19 protein-coding genes and 1 other RNA gene are annotated in these 18,753 nt (G+C 42.5%); 16 read left to right on the forward strand and 4 right to left on the reverse strand.

What is annotated here, in order from left to right; translation table 11 throughout:
• Positions 1-188 precede the first annotated feature (188 nt).
• The 16 genes from gltX (at position 189) to M301_RS04930 (ending at position 15,736) form a co-directional block, all read left to right on the forward strand.
• Positions 189-1,598, forward strand: a complete 1,410-nt coding sequence (gene gltX / locus M301_RS04855) for a glutamate--tRNA ligase (RefSeq protein ID WP_013147642.1) — start codon at positions 189-191, stop codon at positions 1,596-1,598.
• 203 nt (positions 1,599-1,801) lie between these two features.
• Positions 1,802-2,038 (forward strand): RNA chaperone Hfq, encoded by a 237-nt coding sequence (gene hfq / locus M301_RS04860; RefSeq protein ID WP_013147643.1) that lies wholly within the window; start codon positions 1,802-1,804, stop codon positions 2,036-2,038.
• Positions 2,039-2,067: 29 nt separating this feature from the next.
• Positions 2,068-3,195 (forward strand): GTPase HflX, encoded by a 1,128-nt coding sequence (gene hflX, locus M301_RS04865; RefSeq protein ID WP_013147644.1) that lies wholly within the window; start codon positions 2,068-2,070, stop codon positions 3,193-3,195.
• Between the two features lie 107 nt (positions 3,196-3,302).
• A complete protein-coding gene (gene hflK / locus M301_RS04870; RefSeq protein ID WP_013147645.1) occupies positions 3,303-4,475 on the forward strand; it encodes an FtsH protease activity modulator HflK in 1,173 nt (390 codons plus the stop codon).
• 10 nt (positions 4,476-4,485) lie between these two features.
• Complete coding sequence (gene hflC / locus M301_RS04875) at positions 4,486-5,358, forward strand: protease modulator HflC (RefSeq protein ID WP_013147646.1); 873 nt, start codon at positions 4,486-4,488, stop codon at positions 5,356-5,358.
• A 10-nt stretch (positions 5,359-5,368) separates the two neighbouring features.
• Positions 5,369-5,554: a DUF2065 domain-containing protein gene (locus M301_RS04880; RefSeq protein ID WP_013147647.1), complete on the forward strand. Its 186-nt coding sequence runs from the start codon at positions 5,369-5,371 to the stop codon at positions 5,552-5,554.
• A gap of 56 nt (positions 5,555-5,610) precedes the next feature.
• Complete coding sequence (locus tag M301_RS04885; protein WP_013147648.1) at positions 5,611-6,771, forward strand: ATP phosphoribosyltransferase regulatory subunit; 1,161 nt, start codon at positions 5,611-5,613, stop codon at positions 6,769-6,771.
• A gap of 135 nt (positions 6,772-6,906) precedes the next feature.
• Positions 6,907-8,250, forward strand: coding sequence for an adenylosuccinate synthase (locus tag M301_RS04890; RefSeq protein WP_013147649.1), 1,344 nt, complete (start codon positions 6,907-6,909; stop codon positions 8,248-8,250).
• A gap of 18 nt (positions 8,251-8,268) precedes the next feature.
• On the forward strand, positions 8,269-8,820 hold the full coding sequence (locus tag M301_RS04895) for a flavoprotein (RefSeq protein WP_013147650.1): 552 nt from the start codon (positions 8,269-8,271) through the stop codon (positions 8,818-8,820).
• Positions 8,804-10,246: a DUF6513 domain-containing protein gene (locus M301_RS04900; RefSeq protein ID WP_013147651.1), complete on the forward strand. Its 1,443-nt coding sequence runs from the start codon at positions 8,804-8,806 to the stop codon at positions 10,244-10,246. The genes M301_RS04895 and M301_RS04900 overlap by 17 nt, the downstream gene beginning before the upstream one ends.
• Positions 10,247-10,252: 6 nt before the next feature.
• The gene (locus tag M301_RS04905) at positions 10,253-10,828 is read left to right on the forward strand and encodes a DUF447 domain-containing protein (RefSeq protein WP_013147652.1); all 576 of its coding nucleotides are present in this window, start codon (positions 10,253-10,255) and stop codon (positions 10,826-10,828) included.
• Positions 10,825-11,568 carry a (5-formylfuran-3-yl)methyl phosphate synthase gene (locus M301_RS04910; RefSeq protein WP_238524666.1) on the forward strand — a complete coding sequence of 248 codons (744 nt, stop codon included), beginning with the start codon at positions 10,825-10,827 and terminating at the stop codon, positions 11,566-11,568. The genes M301_RS04905 and M301_RS04910 overlap by 4 nt, the downstream gene beginning before the upstream one ends.
• 152 nt (positions 11,569-11,720) lie before the next feature.
• The gene (locus M301_RS04915; protein WP_013147654.1) at positions 11,721-12,857 is read left to right on the forward strand and encodes an OmpA family protein; all 1,137 of its coding nucleotides are present in this window, start codon (positions 11,721-11,723) and stop codon (positions 12,855-12,857) included.
• Positions 12,858-12,961: 104 nt separating this feature from the next.
• Complete coding sequence (locus M301_RS04920; protein ID WP_013147655.1) at positions 12,962-14,287, forward strand: TRZ/ATZ family hydrolase; 1,326 nt, start codon at positions 12,962-12,964, stop codon at positions 14,285-14,287.
• 49 nt (positions 14,288-14,336) lie between these two features.
• Positions 14,337-15,077 (forward strand): bifunctional 2-polyprenyl-6-hydroxyphenol methylase/3-demethylubiquinol 3-O-methyltransferase UbiG, encoded by a 741-nt coding sequence (gene ubiG / locus M301_RS04925; protein ID WP_013147656.1) that lies wholly within the window; start codon positions 14,337-14,339, stop codon positions 15,075-15,077.
• The gene (locus M301_RS04930; RefSeq protein WP_013147657.1) at positions 15,074-15,736 is read left to right on the forward strand and encodes an HAD family hydrolase; all 663 of its coding nucleotides are present in this window, start codon (positions 15,074-15,076) and stop codon (positions 15,734-15,736) included. Before ubiG ends, M301_RS04930 begins: the two co-directional genes overlap by 4 nt.
• An 18-nt stretch (positions 15,737-15,754) precedes the next feature.
• On the opposite strand, the gene recR is transcribed toward M301_RS04930, so the two are convergent.
• The 4 genes from recR to ffs form a co-directional block, all read right to left on the reverse strand.
• On the reverse strand, positions 15,755-16,351 hold the full coding sequence (gene recR / locus M301_RS04935; RefSeq protein ID WP_013147658.1) for a recombination mediator RecR: 597 nt from the start codon (positions 16,349-16,351) through the stop codon (positions 15,755-15,757).
• Between the two features lie 36 nt (positions 16,352-16,387).
• Positions 16,388-16,696 (reverse strand): YbaB/EbfC family nucleoid-associated protein, encoded by a 309-nt coding sequence (locus M301_RS04940; protein WP_013147659.1) that lies wholly within the window; start codon positions 16,694-16,696, stop codon positions 16,388-16,390.
• A 45-nt stretch (positions 16,697-16,741) separates the two neighbouring features.
• Complete coding sequence (dnaX, locus tag M301_RS04945) at positions 16,742-18,463, reverse strand: DNA polymerase III subunit gamma/tau (protein WP_013147660.1); 1,722 nt, start codon at positions 18,461-18,463, stop codon at positions 16,742-16,744.
• Between the two features lie 93 nt (positions 18,464-18,556).
• Positions 18,557-18,653: signal recognition particle sRNA small type (gene ffs, locus M301_RS14380), an RNA gene on the reverse strand.
• Positions 18,654-18,753 lie beyond the last annotated feature (100 nt).

An 18,753-nucleotide genomic window follows, 5' to 3' on the forward strand; every position in this document is an offset into this window, starting at 1 on the left:
AAATACGAATATGTATTAATAAAAGCAAGTAGTGTGCCAGCAGTTGTAGGTTCTTTAAGTTTGATTGATTGGCGTAGATAGTACAAATTATGTGAAATTATAGAGGATATAAACCTGATTACATAAGAGCTATTTACCTGCGCATGATAAAATAACCATTTTATTGTTAATGTAAGCTACTGTTAAATATGACTGTTCGTACTCGTTTTGCTCCCAGCCCCACTGGTTTTCTGCACATTGGTGGTGCTCGTACCGCTTTATTCTCTTGGGCTTTTGCTAAAAAGCATGGCGGGGATTTTATTCTGCGTATTGAAGATACTGATGTGGCACGTAGTACGCCGGAAGCAGTGCAAGCAATATTAGATGGTATGCAGTGGTTGGGGTTGGATTATGACGAAGGTCCTTTTTACCAAATGCAGCGTATGGATCGCTATAAAGAAGTGATTCAAACCATGCTAGTTGCTGGAACTGCCTATCACTGCTATTCAAGTCGTGAAGAACTTGATGCTTTGCGGGAACAGCAAATGGCCAATAAGCAAAAGCCTAGATATGATGGAAAATGGCGTCCAGAGGTAGGAAAAACCTTACCTACGCCGCCAGCAGGTATTACACCGGCTATTCGCTTTAAAAACCCAGTAGATGGTGTAGTAGCTTGGGATGATATGGTGAAGGGTCGCATCGAAATCGCCAATGCTGAACTTGATGATTTGATTATTGCTCGCGCTGATGGCACACCTACTTATAATTTCTGTGTAGTGGTTGATGATAGTGACATGGGTATTACTCAAGTCATTCGTGGTGATGATCATGTGAATAATACGCCGCGTCAAATCAATATGCTCAAAGCGCTGGCTGAGTTGGATGCAAAAATCGTTATTCCACAATATGCGCACTTATCAATGATTTTAGGTAATGATGGACAAAAGCTCTCTAAGCGCCACGGTGCTGTGAGTGTGATGCAATATGATGATGACGGTTATTTGCCAGAAGCGGTGATTAATTACTTGGCGCGATTAGGCTGGAGCCATGGTGACGAAGAGGTATTCAGTAAACAACAGTTTGCAGAATGGTTCGATTTAGACCACATCACGCCATCAGCCGCACAGTTTAATACTGAAAAATTGAATTGGCTAAATGCTCATTACATTAAACAAGCGGATAACGCATATTTGGTTAAAGATATTACTAAGCGATTGGCTAAACTTGGCGTTACAGTGAGTGAACAGCCAGCTTTATCTGCAGTGATTGATTTGTACAAAGAGCGTGCAAATACCCTAAATGAGCTAGCTGCTAGCATCGCATATTTTTATCAGAATCCTGTGATAGATGAAGTAGCCGCTGAAAAGCATTTAACGGCAGAAATTAAACCTATTTTAGCTGCGCTGACGCAATCATTGGGCAGTATTGATTGGCAAGCAGAGGCTATTCATCATGAGATTGAAGCTGCTGTTACTAGTAATTCACTGAAATTTCCTAAAGTAGCGATGCCCTTACGAGTGATGTTGACTGGCATTGCACAATCACCAAGTATCGATCAAGTGATGGCGCTGTTGGGTAAAGATGAAGTGTTGGCTAGAATTAATTCAGCGCTTAAATAGTACTTTAAATTTCATGTGAATATTGGTGGAGGCTATTGAAATTTTAGCCTATCACCTCATATTCAATAAGTGCTTTAGAATTTTCTGATATTTTGATAGAAAAATAGAACGAATTGCATTGTTCTAAATCTCAACAAGAGTAACATCAGTAATGTAGCTGGTGCTATGTAGTATTTATTTAACTCCAAGCAATAGGAGACATCATGATTCAAAAAGGGCAAATGTTACAAGACCCATTTCTTAACGCCTTACGTAAAGAACACGTCGCTGTATCCATCTATCTCGTTAATGGCATCAAATTGCAAGGTCAGGTTGACTCGTTCGATCAATACGTGATTTTGCTAAAAAATACTGTGACTCAAATGGTCTATAAGCACGCGATTTCAACCATCGTGCCAGCGCGCATGGTCAACGTTAGTTTGCCAGAAGATGAAGCTTAAACAGGACTGGTAAATTACCGTTGAAAGATATGTTTGAAAGGCCAAGTGGCGGCGATGCTGCCATTATGGTAAGTGTTGATTTTGGCGATAATGATTACGAAGAAAGCTTAAATGAACTTCGTCAACTCAGCATTAGCGCAGGCTTGTCCATACGCGGCACAATTGAAGGCAAACGAGCAACACCCGATGCCAAGCTTTTTATCGGCAGTGGTAAAGCTGATGAATTAGCGCAGATGATGCAAGCTAGTGAATCTAATATCGCAGTATTCAATCATGATTTATCCCCCTCGCAACAGCGTAATTTAGAGCGCTTGCTAAAAGCCCGCGTGGTGGATAGAACGGGTTTAATTCTCGATATATTCAGCCAGCGTGCACAGAGCCATGAAGGTAAGTTGCAGGTTGAGTTGGCGCAACTAGAGCATTTGTCTACGCGATTAGTCAGAGGCTGGACGCATTTAGAGCGTCAAAAAGGTGGTATTGGTGTGCGTGGCGGTCCCGGCGAAACGCAGCTAGAGTTAGACCGTCGTATGTTGCGAGTGCGTGTTAAACAGTTGCGTGAAAAGCTTATTAAGCTCAAGGCGCAACGTGGTATGCAGCGTAGGGCGCGCAAGCGTTCTAATGTGATGACAGTTTCGCTGGTAGGCTACACCAACGCAGGTAAATCTACAGTTTTTAATCGCCTAACCAAGGCCGATATTTACGTGGCTGATCAGTTGTTTGCAACGCTTGATACAACAACGCATAAAATTTATATTGCGGATGCTGGGTCAGTAGTGCTTTCAGACACCGTTGGGTTTATTAAACATTTACCTCATGCTTTGGTTGAAGCTTTTGGCGCAACTTTAGAAGAGGCCGCTCAAGCGGACTTATTGCTGCATATTGTCGATACCGCAAGCACCAATCGCGACGAGCAAATTGCGCAAGTCAATAAAGTGTTGCTAGAAATCGGTGCAGCCAATGTGCCACAGATTTTAGTACACAACCAAATAGATAGAGTCGGTCTGCCGCCCTCTGTCAGCCGAGATGAGTATGGTAGAATCACAACCATACACGCATCGGCTAGCACAGGTGAGGGAATGGATTTGTTAAGACAGGCTATGGCAGAGCACAGCCAATATTTGCATAAACTAAGTACTGAGGAAAGTGCTTATGCTTAGCCTTAAGTTTAATGGCGTTGACTTGAATGCAACTTGAAATACCTTGAATGGTCAGAATTTTTAGCTTTAAGTGGTATGTATACGATTAAGTTTCTTTGGAGTTTTAAATGATTAAATTTCCCGGATGGGCTCAGCGAAATAATGAAGGTCCACCAGATTTGGATCAAGTCATGCGTGATTTAAGCCGCAAGATTAATAATATGTTCGGCAAAGGTGGCGGTAGTCAGCCTACTAGCTCGAATGGTGGAAACATTAACCTTCCTATTCTTCCAATCATCGCTGTCATATTACTCATATGGCTAGCAACGGGGTTCTATATGGTGGATTCTGGCTCTAAAGGCGTCGTTCAGCGCTTTGGTAAAATGACTGATGACACCACAGAGCCTGGCCCACGTTGGCATTTACCGTATCCAATTGAAAAGGTGACCGTAGTCAATATGGAGCAGGTCCGCCGTTTAGAAGTGGGTTATAGAACTACGGGTGAAGGTGGCGGTGGAAAAACAAAACAACCGCGTGAAGCTTTAATGTTGACCGAGGATGAGAACATTATTGATTTGCAGTTCGCTGTGCAATATAACCTTAATAATGCCAAGTATTACTTGTTTAACAATCGTGCAACGGATGATGCTGTGATGTCGGCTGCCGAGTCGGCGATTCGCGAAGTGGTTGGTAAAAATAAGCTCGATGATTTATTGCAAAAAGGCCTAGCTGATACGTCTCAACGTATGCAGACGATATTAGACAGCTACAAAACTGGTGTGCATATTATCAGTGTCTCACTACAAAGTGCGCAGCCTCCTGAGCAAGTGCAAGAAGCATTTGAAGACGTAAATAGAGCTAACCAAGACAATCAACGCCAAGTGAATGAAGGCCAAGCCTATGCAAATGACGTGATACCTAAATCGCGTGGTAAAGCTTCAAGACTATTAGCTGAAGCTGCAGGTTACAAACTTAAAATTGAAAGCGAAGCACGCGGTAATGCTAGCCGTTTTGAGCAAATTTTAGCGCAATATAACAATGCGCCAGACGTTACGCGTCAACGCTTGTATTTAGATGCGCAAGAGCAGATTTTATCTAGCGTAAGTAAAGTGGTGGTTGATCAAAAAGCAGGCAGCATGCTGTACTTGCCATTAGATAAGTTGATGAACTCTAATGCTGCTGCGGCACCGCAACAGTCTCAGTCATTGCAGTCACTGAACACGCCAGCGGCACCAGTGGCAGATCCAACAGTGGATCGCTCGCGTGATGCTTTCCGCAGTCGTGATAGAGAAAGTAGATAGGCGAAAAATAATGAAAAATATAACAAGTATTTTAGTTTTAGCATTAGTTGGCATCGTATTCTTAGCCACATCGGCCTATATGGTAGACCAAACTGAGTTTGTGGTAGTGAAGCGTTTGGGTGAAATCGTGGCCGTCAAAAAATCGCCAGGCCTGTACTTTAAAATGCCGTTTATTGATGATTTAAAGACGTTTGATAACCGTATTGTGACTTTAGATTGGGAAGAGCCAGCTAAATTTAATACCAGCGAGAATAAGTACATGTTGGTTGATTCGTTTGTAAAATGGCGCATTATCGATCCGGCAAAATACTATGTTTCAATTAAAGAAGGTGGTGAATCTGCTGCTGAAAATCGTCTCTCAAACGTTGTCAATGCAGGGCTACGTGCTGAGTTTGGTAAACGTACCGTACATGATGTGATTGCCGGTGAGCGTAATGCAGTGATGGATAGCTTACGTAAAAGCGCTGATTTAGAAGCCCGCCAAATGGGTATTGAAGTCGTCGATGTACGCTTAAAACGTGTGGATTATTCTGAAGATATTAGTAAATCAGTATTCGACCGTATGATTGCAGAGCGTAAACGTATTGCCAATCAGTTGCGCTCTGAAGGTTCTGCTGCTTCTGAAAAAATCCGAGCCGATGCAGACAAGCAGAGTGAAGTGATCATTGCCGAAGCTTATCGTGATGCGCAAAAAACCAAGGGTGAGGGTGACGCTTCCGCAGCTGCGATTTATAATCAAGCTTATGGTAAAAACCCTGAGTTCTATGCGTTCTATCGCAGCACAGAAGCTTATAAAAATAGCTTCAAAAATAAGAGCGACGTCATGGTGCTAGATCCAGGCTCTGACTTCTTCAAATACATGCGAAGTCCTGCTAAAAAATAAAGATTTCTAAATGGGAAACACGCTATTAATGGCATTAGGCTTAATGTTGATATTAGAAGGCCTATTGCCATTATTGCTGCCACAAGCCTGGCGCGATACTTTTAAACGCATGATAGAACTCAAAGACGGTCAGTTACGTTTTGTTGGGTTAATGTCAGTGATTGGCGGATTAATATTGTTTTTGCTAAGCAAATAACGGCTGACTTGATAATTTAAGTAACACGATAGTAATAAAAAAAGTGATGATGAAAAATGCGTAATTGGTTACTCCCAGAATATATTGAAGATGTTTTACCTGCCGAAGCTGCTCGAATTGAGACATTGCGTCGCACTTTATTAGACTTATTCAAAGTGCATGGTTATCAATATGTCATTCCACCGATGCTGGAATACATGGAGTCGTTGATTACGGGCGTAGGTCACGATTTAGATTTAGCAACTTTTAAAGTAGTCGATCAACTCACGGGTCGCTTGATGGGTGTGCGTGCAGATATGACGCCACAGGCGGCACGTATCGATGCGCACTTATTGAATCATCAAGGTATTACCCGCTTGTGTTATGCAGGCAGCGTGTTACGCACCAAGCCCGATGGACTAGCGCAGACGCGCGAGCCGCTGCAGCTGGGGGCCGAGTTATACGGCCATGCAGGCGTTGCTAGCGATATTGAAATTCAACGCTTACTTATTAGAGCCTTGCAAGCCATTGGCATTGACCAATTGCACATGGATTTTAGCCATGTGAATATATTTGGTAGCTTGATTGAAGCTAGCCAAGTAGCATCGCAGTTAGAACAAGAGTTATATGCGGCTTTGCAAAGCAAAGATCAGTCAAGCGTTGCTGCACTTTCACAGCATTTAGATAAAACCACTCGCGAGGCTTTGTTGCATTTAACTGAGCTAAATGGCGATAAATCTATTCTGACTAAAGCAGAAAAAGTCTTACCTAACACAGCTGCCATTAAAGAGGCTTTGGCAAGTTTAAGCCAAGTAAGCACGGCTTTAGAAGGTTTGGATGTTACAGTAAGTTTCGATTTAAGCGAGTTGCGTGGTTATCACTATCACAGCGGTATCGTATTTGCCGCTTATGCACAAGGCTACAAAGGCCCATTAGCGCTAGGTGGGCGTTATGATGAAGTTGGTCAAGCATTTGGTCGCGCACGCTCAGCAACTGGATTTAGCTTAGATTTACGCGGCGTGGTAACCGCTCTGCAACCAGCTAAGCCAAATATGGCGATATTTGCACCAGCTAATGATGATGCCAGTTTATCTGTTAAAATTGACAGCTTAAGAGCAGATGGGCAAATAGTGATTCAAGAGTTATCAGGATTTGAGTCAAATCTTGATGAATTGAATTGCGATAGAAAGCTTGTGCACTACAATTCTGGCTGGCATGTAGTTGCCATCGATAAATAGTAGATTAATCACTATGTAGATCGGGTTTCAACCCGACTTAACAAAATTACACGAAAAATGTCGGGTTAAACCTGAGCTACAATTAAACCCTATAATTAAACCCTACAATTAAACTTAAGTAAAAAAGTAAATATCATGGTAAATACAGCAACAAAGCACATCGCAAAAAACGTAGTCGTTATCGGCACACAATGGGGTGATGAAGGTAAAGGCAAAATCGTTGATTGGCTGACTGACCATGCGCAAGGTGTTGTGCGCTTCCAAGGCGGTCACAATGCTGGGCATACATTGGTAGTAGGTCAGGGCGATGCGCAACGTGTTTACAAACTCAATCTTGTGCCTTCAGGCATCGTGCGTTCTGGTATCAATTGCTACATCGGTAACGGCGTAGTGCTAGATGCAGGACATTTGCTAGGTGAGATAGCAGCGCTTGAAAAAGATGGTTTGGAAGTTAAAAGTCGCTTAAAAGTTAGCTCTGGCTGCCCGTTGATTTTAAGTCATCATGTTGCTGTTGATGTTGCACGCGAAGCTAAGCGTAGCGCAGATAAAAAAATCGGCACAACAGGTAAAGGCATTGGCCCAACTTATGAAGATAAAGTAGCACGTCGCGCTTTACGTGTTTATGACTTATTCTACCCAGAGCGTTTTTCAGAAAAACTAAAAGAAGTGATTGATTATCACAACTTTGTCCTGACTAATTACCTAGGTGCGAAAGCCGTTGATTTTAATCAGCAATATGATGCCAGTATGCAACATGCTATTGCTTTAAAGCCAATGATTAGCGATATTTCTGCTGAACTTTATGCTGCTAATGCACGTGGTGAAAACCTACTATTTGAGGGTGCACAAGGTACATTGCTCGATATTGACCACGGTACTTATCCGTATGTGACTTCAAGTAACTGTATCGCTGGTCAAGCTTCAGCCGGTACGGGTGTTGGTGCCAATATGTTGCACTATGTTTTAGGTATCACTAAAGCTTACACCACGCGTGTTGGTGGCGGACCTTTCCCAAGTGAGTTAGATATCGATACAGAAGGCGCACCTGGCACACAAATGTCAGTAAAAGGCCAAGAAATCGGTACTGTGACTAAACGTAAACGTCGTTGCGGCTGGTTTGATGCTGCAGCCTTACGCCGTTCAGCCATGATTAACGGTCTAACAGGCTTGTGTATCACTAAGTTGGACGTGTTAGATGGTATTAAAGAGCTCAACATTTGTACGGGTTACGAGTTAGATGGCAAGAAAATTGATTTACTTCCAATCGGCGCGGATGATGTAGCTGGTTGCAAACCAATTTATGAAACTGTGCCAGGTTGGTCAGAAAATACTTTTGGCGTCAAAACTTGGGATGGTTTGCCGAAGAATGCACAAAACTACTTAAAACGTCTTGAAGCTTTATGTGGTGTGCCCGTTGCGATTGTTTCTACAGGCCCAGAGCGTGATGAAACTATTGTGATTGAGCATCCGTTCGCTTAATTGTAGTTTACTCAAGCAATGGTAAATTCAGAAACGCAGCGCTTAGCATGGGCTATTACAGGTTCCGGCCATTATTTGCGCGAATCTTTAGCGGTTCTTGCTACGCTGGATAATGTTGATATTTTCCTAAGCAAAGCGGCTTCTGAAATCATTAAACAATACGGCTTTCAAGTGCAGTTAGACGCGACTGGGCATAGAGTGTATCAAGATAAAACGGCAAGCAGCGTACCTGTTGAGCTGTTTTATGAAGGTAAGTATCACACTTTGGTGATTGCACCTGCTACTTCCAATACTATTGCTAAAATGGCCTATGGCTTTTCAGATTCTTTAGTCACTAATTTATTCGCACAGGCTGGTAAAACGCGTGTTGCTAGCATTGTATTTGCTTGCGATACAGCTCCAGAGCTCGAATCGGAAGCGCCGCGTGACAATGTCGTTAAAGTTTATCCGCGTAAAATTGATTTAGAAAACGTGGCAAAGCTCGCTGATTTTGAAGCAACACAAGTGGTAGCAGACATTGCTGCGCTTACACATGCAATTCATGTGCGTTTAAATGAAATCCGCAACTAAAGATAAAAAGCCTGCAGAAAATTTACTGTTTCTAACAGGTAAATTGGCTGAGAAAAGCCTGCATAAAATATTAGCAGAAGTTCAAAGCAACCCTAAAACGCCTCCTTTCAAATATCGCATTCAGCAAATTGGTGTTTCAGTCGCCGCGCTGATGACTCCCGAATTAATTGCTCGTAGACTTAAAGAAACAGGTGATGCGGATAAAGTGATTTTACCTGGCTTATGCCTTGGTGATATTAGCCAATTGGAGGCGCAGTATGGCGTACCTGTTGAGCGCGGCCCCAACGATTTAAAAGATTTACCACAATACTTTGGTCATGCGGGTGTGACGCCAGATTTGAGCCGATATGACGTGCAGATTTTTGCAGAAATCGTAGATGCGCCTTTTTTAAGTGTGGATGACATCATTAAAAAAGCCCAACAGTATCAGTCGCAGGGTGCGAATGTAATTGATTTGGGTTGTCTGCCAGCAGTGCCATTTCTGCATTTGGCTGATACCGTAAAAGCGCTTAAAGCCTTAGATTTTAAAGTCAGCGTGGATTCACTTCATACGGATGATCTACTTACAGCAGGGCATGCGGGTGCAGATTTCTTACTTAGCCTCACAGAAAAAACATTATGGGTAGCAACGGAAGTAGCCTCTACGCCAATCCTAATCCCAGCCAAGCCACATAGTTTGCCTTCACTATATAGAGCTATCGAGGCTTGTTTAAAGGCTGGTAAGCCATTTATTGCCGATGCGATTTTAGATCCGATTCATTTTGGATTAACCAACTCAATTGTACGCTATCAAAAGTTACGTAAAAAATATCCTGAGATACAAATGATGATGGGGATTGGTAACCTTACTGAGCTCACTGATGCTGATACAACAGGCATTAACGCGCTGTTATTTGGTATGATTAGTGAGCTGAATATTAATGCAGTATTAGCTACTTCTGTAAGCGCGCATGCAGTCAATGCCGTTGCAGAAGCCGATGTCGCTAGGCGTATGATGCATGCGGCAAAAAACGATGGTAGGTTGCCGCGTGGCTATACTAATGGCTTGCTTGGCTTGCATGATAGGCGTCCATTTACTTATAGTACTGATGAGGTAAAAGAAATCGCCGGTATGATTAAAGATCCGAGCTTTCGCATACAAGCGACTGAAAACGGCGTGCATATTTATAACCGGGATGGTATACATGAAAGCACCGATCCTTTCGCGTTGTATCAGCATTTAAAGGTGGATAATGATGCATCACATGCTTTTTATTTAGGCGTGGAGTTGGCGCGTGCGCAGATTGCATGGCAACTTAAGAAGCGTTATGTGCAAGATCAAGAACTTGAGTGGGGCGTAGATACTAAGCCTCAAGAACAAACAAATAAAACGGCGCATCGTGAAGCTTCAATTAAAGAACGCAAAGAGGCTAGCAAGAAGGCTTAAATAAATATGATATTTGAAACCATTATTAGCACAGTGACTAGCCAAGGCGATGTCCATATCACGCCATTTGGCATACAAATGCAAGATGGCTTAGTTGTCATTTCGCCTTATAAGCCTTCCACCACGCTGGAGAATATTCTTGCAACTCAACAAGCAGTGATGAATTTGACCGATGATGTACGTGTATTTGCTGGCGCTTTAACTAAACAGCAAGCGTGGTCGCTGACTCCTGCGGAAAAAATAACAGGTTACAGACTGACAGAAACTTTAGCGCATAAAGAATTAAAATTAGTCAAAATTAATGAAGATGCTCTACGTCCACAGCTATTTTTAGAAGTGGTACATGAGGTACAACATCAGTCATTTCTAGGCTTCAATCGAGCACAAGCGGCGGTAATTGAGCTTGCCGTACTTGCAAGTCGCTTGAATATGTTAGCTAAAGATAAGGTGCTATCTGAAATGCAATACTTGCAAATTGCGGTAGATAAGACTGCAGGCGAGCGTGAATTACAAGCATGGACTTGGCTCACTGAAAAGGTAGAAAATTTTTATGCACAACAAGCAGGTGAGAACTTCGCATGAATGCACCTATAAGCTCCGCCATGTCAGTTAATGTCAATGCATCGCAATTAAATACAACGCAGTTGCTAATTAGCGTGACCACTATTGAAGAAGCGCAAATCGCCTTGGAAAATGGTGCTGATATTATTGACTTAAAAGAACCCAGTTTAGGCGCTTTAGGCGCTTTGCCTATAGAAACAATTCAAGCGATTGTTACTTATGTAAAAAACACAAAAAATGCAGATGCTAAACTTACCAGCGCAACTATAGGTGATTTACCTATGCAGCCAGAGTTGTTGTTAGCGCATGTAACTCAGTTAGCTACAACAGGAGTCGACATCATTAAAATTGGGTTTTTCCAAACAGATGACTACCAACTCAGCTTGGATGCTCTTAAGTCAGTTGCGCATGCTGGTACAAAGCTTATAGCCGTGCTTTTTGCAGAAACCATGTACCCACAGGGTTTGATTGCCGCCATTAAATATGCAGGTTTTATGGGCGTTATGTTAGATACCGCAAAAAAAAATGGACTTACTTTGCTTGATTATTACTCACAAGAGCAAAGAGCGATATTTGCAAAAACAGTTCTTGGACATAACCTGCAATTAGGCTTAGCGGGCTCTTTAAAACCACAACACGTGGCATTAATTAAAGAGATAAGTCCAAGCTATATCGGTTTTAGAGGTGGTGTTTGCAATGACAATCAACGTAACCTAGCGCTCGATGCAGCTAAAATAAAAGCGGTTCGTAAAATAGTGTAAATTTGTTGTAAAAAAACAACTAAAACATTTGAATAACATTGATTTGTAAACATTTATGATTGCGCTAAACCTTAGTGGTGCGTAATATCGAACCTAATGAAATCTTAGATTTTAATAGCCCGAAGAAGTATTTTAATTAGGAGTAAAGACGAATGAAAAAAAATCTTATTAATCTTGCAGTTGCAGCAACGCTAGGCCTTGCAGCATTTGCTGCTTCAGCAGAAGATATGTACCGCGGTGCATGGTATGCTGTTCCAAGTATTAACTTTATGAGTACTGATGGTGATTTGGATGCAAATAACGGCGGCGGCGTATCTCTTAAGCTAGGTAAAGAGTTAAGCGATAGCTGGGATATTCAAGGTGGTATTGGATATAACCGTGCTAATGCAGATGCAGGTAAGTTATCAAGTGATACAGGTATTGCAGGCTCTGATGGTCGTTACAAACAAACGACTTTGGGTTTAGATGCACTTTATATGTTTAGTCGTAGTAATTTCCGTCCATTCCTTTTAGCAGGTTTAGGCGTTGCTAGAAATAATGTTGATTACACAATTCCAGGTGTGAATGTTGATGGTAGCAAAACATCTTGGTTAGGTAACGTTGGTTTAGGTGCTCAATATTTATTTAATGATAGTTTTGGTCTCCAAGCTGATTTGCGTGAGCAATGGAGTCGTGCTGCATTTAATGCATCCGCAGCTGGTGGTTCTATAAGCGACTCACAAACCATTGCTAATACTTTATTGAACTTCGGCGGTATCTTCCGTTTTGGTGCTCCAGCACCTATGCCAGTAGTTGCAGCAGCGGAACCAGCTCCAGCAGCAGTAGTTGAGCCAACTCCAGCGCCAGCGCCTATGGTTGAGCCAGCTCCAGCAGCTCCTGCTCCAGTAGCATGTAAACCAAATCTTGAAACTGTTACAGTTAGCGCAGAAAAACTATTTGGTTTTGATAAAGCGAAATTACAAGATGGCGCTAAACCAATATTAGATGATACTGTTGCTAAAATTAAAGCTAATCCTGAACTAAAAACAGTTATTGTTACAGGTCATACAGACCGCATTGGATCAACAGCTTACAACCAAAAACTTTCAGAAAAACGTGCTAGTATCGTTAAAGAATACCTAGTCTCTCAAGGTGTTGATGCTGGTATCATTACTTCTGTTGGTAAAGGTGAGTCAGAGCCAGTTGAAGCATGTAAAGGTGTTACAGGTAAGAAATTAATCTCTTGCCTAGCACCTAACCGTCGTGTTGTAATTACAGGCGAAGCTTCAAAAGAAGTTGGCTGTAACTAAGTTTTATTAGATTTAACAAAAACCCCGCAATTGCGGGGTTTTTTATTGGCCTAATCTCAAAACTTAAGTTCTAAACTTATACCTTTAATCGTTATAATAAGCAGATGAAAAAACAAGTTGACCTAGTCATAGAGGCACGTTGGTTATGCCCAATCGTCCCCAAGAACACGCTTTTAGAATATCAATCTGTGGTGATTCAGTCTGGAAAGATTGTTGATATTTGTGCAATAACTTCAGCGTCTGATCTTTATCAGGCAAATGAGATAGTTCAGTTAACAGAACATGTATTGATTCCAGGGCTAATCAATTTACATACGCATGCTGCAATGAGTTTAATGCGCGGTGTGGCTGATGATTTAACACTCATGACTTGGCTGAGTGAGCATATTTGGCCTGCTGAACAGGCGGTGTTGTCTGAGCAATATGTGCAAGACGCCTCATTATTGGCTTGTGCTGAGATGTTAAGCGGTGGTATTACTTGTTTTAATGATATGTACTTTTATCCAAAAGCAACGTCTGTTGCAGCAAGCCAAGCTGGTATACGCGCAAACTTAGGCTTAGTGGTATTAGAGTTTCCAACTGCATATGCGACAGATGCAGCTGATTACTTACAAAAAGGTTTTGATGCGCACGATAGTTGGCGCGGCAATCCATTGATTTCAACTTGCATTGCTCCGCATGCGCCTTACACAGTTTCGAATCAAACTTTTGAAACGGTATTAACGTATGCTGAACAATTAGGGCTTGGTATACACACGCATCTGCATGAAACGCGTGATGAAATAGCACAATCTCAAACGGAGTTTGGTTTAAGGCCATTACAGCGATTGGCTCAATTAGGTTTGTTAGGGCCTAACTTTCTAGCAGCGCATGGTGTGCATTTGATAGATAGCGAAATAGACATGTTAGCTGAATTTGGTTGTCATATTGCGCATTGCCCAAGCTCTAATTTGAAACTTGCTAGCGGCATAGCACCTATATCGAAGTTATTAGCTAAAGGGGTGAATGTTGGCCTAGGTACGGATGGTGCTGCCAGTAATAATCGATTAGATCTCTTTGCGGAAATGCGTTTAAGTGCGCTGTTGGCAAAAGGTATGAGCGAAGATGCGACGGTTATTCCAGCACATCAGGCCTTAGAAATGGCAACCATCAATGCCGCCAAAGCAATGGGCTTGGAAGATAAAATTGGTTCGATTGAAATAGGTAAACTTGCAGATTTAACTGCGGTGAAATTGAATGAGTCTATTATAAATCCATGTTATGACCCCATTTCACATTTGGTATATACCTGCGGTCGCGAGCACGTGAGCCACACTTGGGTTACCGGTGAGCTGCGCTATAGCAATGGTCTTTATGCCAATATTGAACCATTAGAATTAAAAGAAATCATCAATATGTGGCAACCAAAGCTACAACTGCATAAACATTAATACGCAAGTTTGCCGATTAAACTAATATGAATACAGGGATGAGCTAGAGATGAATATGGAATCGACTCCAGCAATGAATACAGAAAAACCAATCAATGCAGATCATTTGGAGTTGCAAAAATTTGGTGAACTTGCACACAAGTGGTGGGACAAAAATAGTGAGTTCAAACCGTTGCATGAGCTTAATCCATTGCGCCTTGCTTGGATTGATGAATTAGCTAGCCTGAAAGGCAAGCGTGTGCTTGATGTAGGCTGCGGTGGTGGAATTTTGTCTGAATCTATGTATTTTAAAGGTGCCGAAGTTGTCGGTATAGATTTAGGTGAGAAGGCACTCAGTGTTGCAAAATTGCATCAGTTAGAAAGTGGTGCAAAAGTTGATTATCAATACATTGCAGTTGAGCAACTAGCGGCGCAGCAGCCTGCCAGTTTTGATGTAGTGACTTGCATGGAAATGCTTGAACATGTACCTGATCCAGCATCAATCGTTGCGGCTTGCGCGCGACTAGTAAAACCAGGTGGGTCGGTATTTTTCTCGACTATTAATCGTAATCCTAAAGCTTATTTGTTTGCGGTGATTGGTGCAGAGTACCTGTTGAACTTATTGCCTAAAGGTACGCATGATTATGCTAAATTTATTAAGCCTTCAGAGTTATCTAGTTGGGCTAGGCAGGCAGATTTAAATGTCACTGTCATGCGGGGTATGAGCTATAACCCAATCACACAGCACTATAGTTTAGGTGATGATGTTTCAGTCAATTACATGTTGCACACCATTAAATCAGCAGCATGAAGACAGTTCTATTCGATTTAGACGGTACCTTAGTGGATACCGCCCATGACTTAGGTTTAGCTTTAAATATACAGCTGGCTCGTTATGGCAAGCCTGCGCTGGCTCATGATGTTATTTGGCCTGTAGCTTCACATGGTTCACGTGGGTTATTAGCACTTGGCTTTGGCATCACGCCAAAAGATGATGATTTTGAAGCTAAAAAGACTGAGTATTTGGATTTATACGAAACAGTCTTTACGAGTAAGCCGATATTGCTAGCAGGTATCGCAGGCCTGCTTGATGAGCTGGATGCACGAGGTGTTAAATGGGGCATCGTGACGAATAAGCCTCGACGATTCTCTGTAGATTTAACTAAAGCCGTCAATATGGGTAGTAAAAGCCTATACGAACGTTCAGCATGCTTGGTGTGCGGTGATGATGCGTCGCAGCCTAAACCTGCACCATACACTTTATTGATGGCGTGTGAGGAAATAGCAACAAAGGCAAGTGACTGTATCTATGTAGGGGATGCCGAACGCGATGTGCAAGCGGGTAAGGCGGCCGGTATGAAAACAGTTGTGGCTTTGTTCGGCTACATTGCAGAAACGGACAAACCGCTTGAATGGAATGCCGATATAGTAATTAAAACGCCTGCAGATTTGTTAAGCCATTTAGACTAAAGTTTAATTGGAGTTACTCTAAACATTACGTCGTTCCATCATCGCCTGTGCAAGCGTGCCGCTATCTACATACTCAATTTCACCACCCATAGGCATGCCACGCGCGATACGGCTAGTTTTGATACCACGTGTTTTAAGTAATTCGCTGATGTAATGTGCAGTGGCTTCACCTTCAACTGTGTAATTAGTAGCAAGAATGACCTCGTTCACTAATCCGTCTTGCGCGCGTTTAATGAGTTTGTCTAAATGAATTTCTTTGGGACCTATGCCATCAAGCGGGGATAATCGACCCATTAACACAAAGTACATGCCCATAAAGGCATGTGTATTTTCCAGCATTAACAAGTCTGTAGGCATTTCTACCACACACAGCAAATTTTTATCGCGATTATCGGCAGCACATAATGGGCAAATGGGTTGCTCGCTAAAAGTGTTACACAACTTGCAATGATCAACGACCTCTAAGGCGGTTTCTAAGGCAGCCGATAGTGCGCTGGCACCGTTTCTATCGCGTTGTAAGAGATAATACGCCATGCGCTGCGCAGACTTTGGCCCGACACCGGGTAAACAGCGTAAGCTATCAATCAACTGTTCAAGTGCTGGAGGATTTTTCATTAATAGCTAATAAGTGTGGCGAATACAGTCGTTATATTAGAACGGCAATTTCATGCCTGCAGGCATATAGTTCGCCATGCGAGCTGATGAAGTCGCTTCTGCTTTAGCCGTTGCATCTTTTAATGCGATGACGAGTAAATCCTCTAAAGTTTCTTTGTCATCCATCACGCTATCATCCAAAGTCACGCGTTTTACTTCATTTTTGCAGGTCATTAGCACTTTAACTAGACCGTTGGCAGCAATGCCTTCAACATCGATATTAGCTAGCTCTTCCTGCGCCTTTTGCATATTTGCTTGCATTTGCTGGGCTTGCTTCATTAAATTGCCCATGCCACCTTTCATCATTTTGATCTCCTTAAGTTGTTTGTATTAGTAATAAATTAATAATTTTTAGATTGGTTTAATTGAATTTTGGATAATGGTTGCTCCAAACTCGTTGATTAAAGCCTGCACAAATCGGTCTTGTTCAATCGCACTTTCAGCGCCAGCTTGCGCAACCGCTTTTTCTTGTGCCACTTCTTTTGCTGGCGTATTGACACTGCCTTCTACGCTGAATTCTAAACGAATTTTTCTGCCGAAGTGCTGCTGTAAAGCCGCGCTTAATTTGTCCTGATACATCGGGCTGAGTAAGCCTTTGTCTTTATCTTGCACGGCAAAACGCATGGTATTTTCGTCATAACTTAGTAGGGCGCTGTTGAGCGCCAAGTTACGTGCTAAACCTAGTTTGAGTTGGTCTAATAAGCCACGCCAATTGCCGTTGAATGGGGTCTGATTGATATTCTCAAAGCTTTGCGTCTCTGCATTCTCATCGCTAGATCCAACGTCTGGTTGGCTGGTTGGCGTATTCAAAGGTTGAATAGGAGTCGGCTCAGCATTCTGCACAACTTGATGTTCTGCAGCAGTCACAGTTGGTAGAGTTACAGTTTTTGCTTCAGCGGCAATCGCACTTGTATTGACTGTATTTGTACTTACTATATTTGCATTAGCGACGGCTGGTGTTTTGTTCAGCGTTTTTTTTAGATCACTTTCACTTGGTGTAAAAGCCAGCATGCGCAATAAGCTCATAGTGAAACCAGCGAACTCATCGGGCGCTAAACTAATGTCACGACGGCCTAAGAGTGCGATTTGGTAGTAAAGCTGCAATGTTTCCGAAGATATGCGTTGTGCTAAATCTAGTAAGAGATGACGCTCAGGCAAGTCGTCTGCAATGCTATCTGGCACAGTTTGAGCAACTGCAATTTGATGTAGTAGTTGCGCTAGATCGTTCAAAGCCACTTCAAATGATAAGCTACGTTCTTCCATAGACTTAGCCTGCGCAATAATACTGGCACCATCGTTAGCTAGTAGTGCATTAATGAGTTGGTACAAATAGCTTTGATCAATCGCACCTAACATGGCGCGCACTTCAGATTCATTGACTGTTTGTCCACCATAAGCAATTGCTTGATCGGTCAGTGACAAGGCATCGCGCATACTACCTGCTGCGGCACGCGCAATAAGGTGAAGTGCAGTTGGCTCAAATGGAATGTTTTCTTGCCCAAGAATATTCTGTAAATGCTCAATAATCGACGTGCCTGCCATTTGGCGCAAATTAAACTGCAAACAGCGCGAAAGCACGGTGACTGGTACTTTTTGCGGGTCAGTAGTCGCAAGGATGAATTTAACGTGCGCTGGCGGTTCTTCCAGCGTTTTAAGCATGGCATTAAAAGCGCTTTTAGACAGCATATGTACTTCATCGATGATGTACACTTTAAATCGACCAGATGTTGGTGCGTACTGAGCGTTATCAAGTAGATCACGCATCGCATCAACTTGTGTATTGCTGGCCGCATCAACTTCTATCAGGTCTACAAATCGGCCTCTATCAATTTCTGTACAGGCGTCACAAACACCGCAAGGTTTCGCAGTAATGCCTTTTTCGCAATTGAGTGATTTGGCTAAGATACGTGCAACTGTCGTTTTGCCGACTCCGCGCGTGCCAGTAAATAAATAAGCGTGATGTAAACGATTTTGTTCAAGTGCGTTGGTCAGCGCACGCACTACGTGGTCTTGCCCGACTAAGGTTTCAAATGATTTCGGACGCCATTTACGGGCTAAGACTTGATAAGACATAGGCTCAACTTTAGCTGAAAATTTAGATTACGCAATGTAATTCACATGTAGCAACAATTAGGTTGGCCAAAAATCTAGGTTGCCCAAAAATAAAGAGGCGAGCCCTTACCCCGGCACTTGCTTAATAGTTGTGGCTGCTTGCTTCCGCACCTGACCAGATTGGCTACTTCACAATGCGGGGAGGCCCGCCAAATGCAATTTTACAATACTTTGACGCATAAACCGCAAAGCTTAAAAGAATATTTTTCTAAAATAGACAGATAAAAGCATTCCTAAATTTGTATTTGATT

The sequence above is a fragment of the Methylotenera versatilis 301 genome, from assembly GCF_000093025.1.
Taxonomy (GTDB): domain Bacteria; phylum Pseudomonadota; class Gammaproteobacteria; order Burkholderiales; family Methylophilaceae; genus Methylotenera; species Methylotenera versatilis.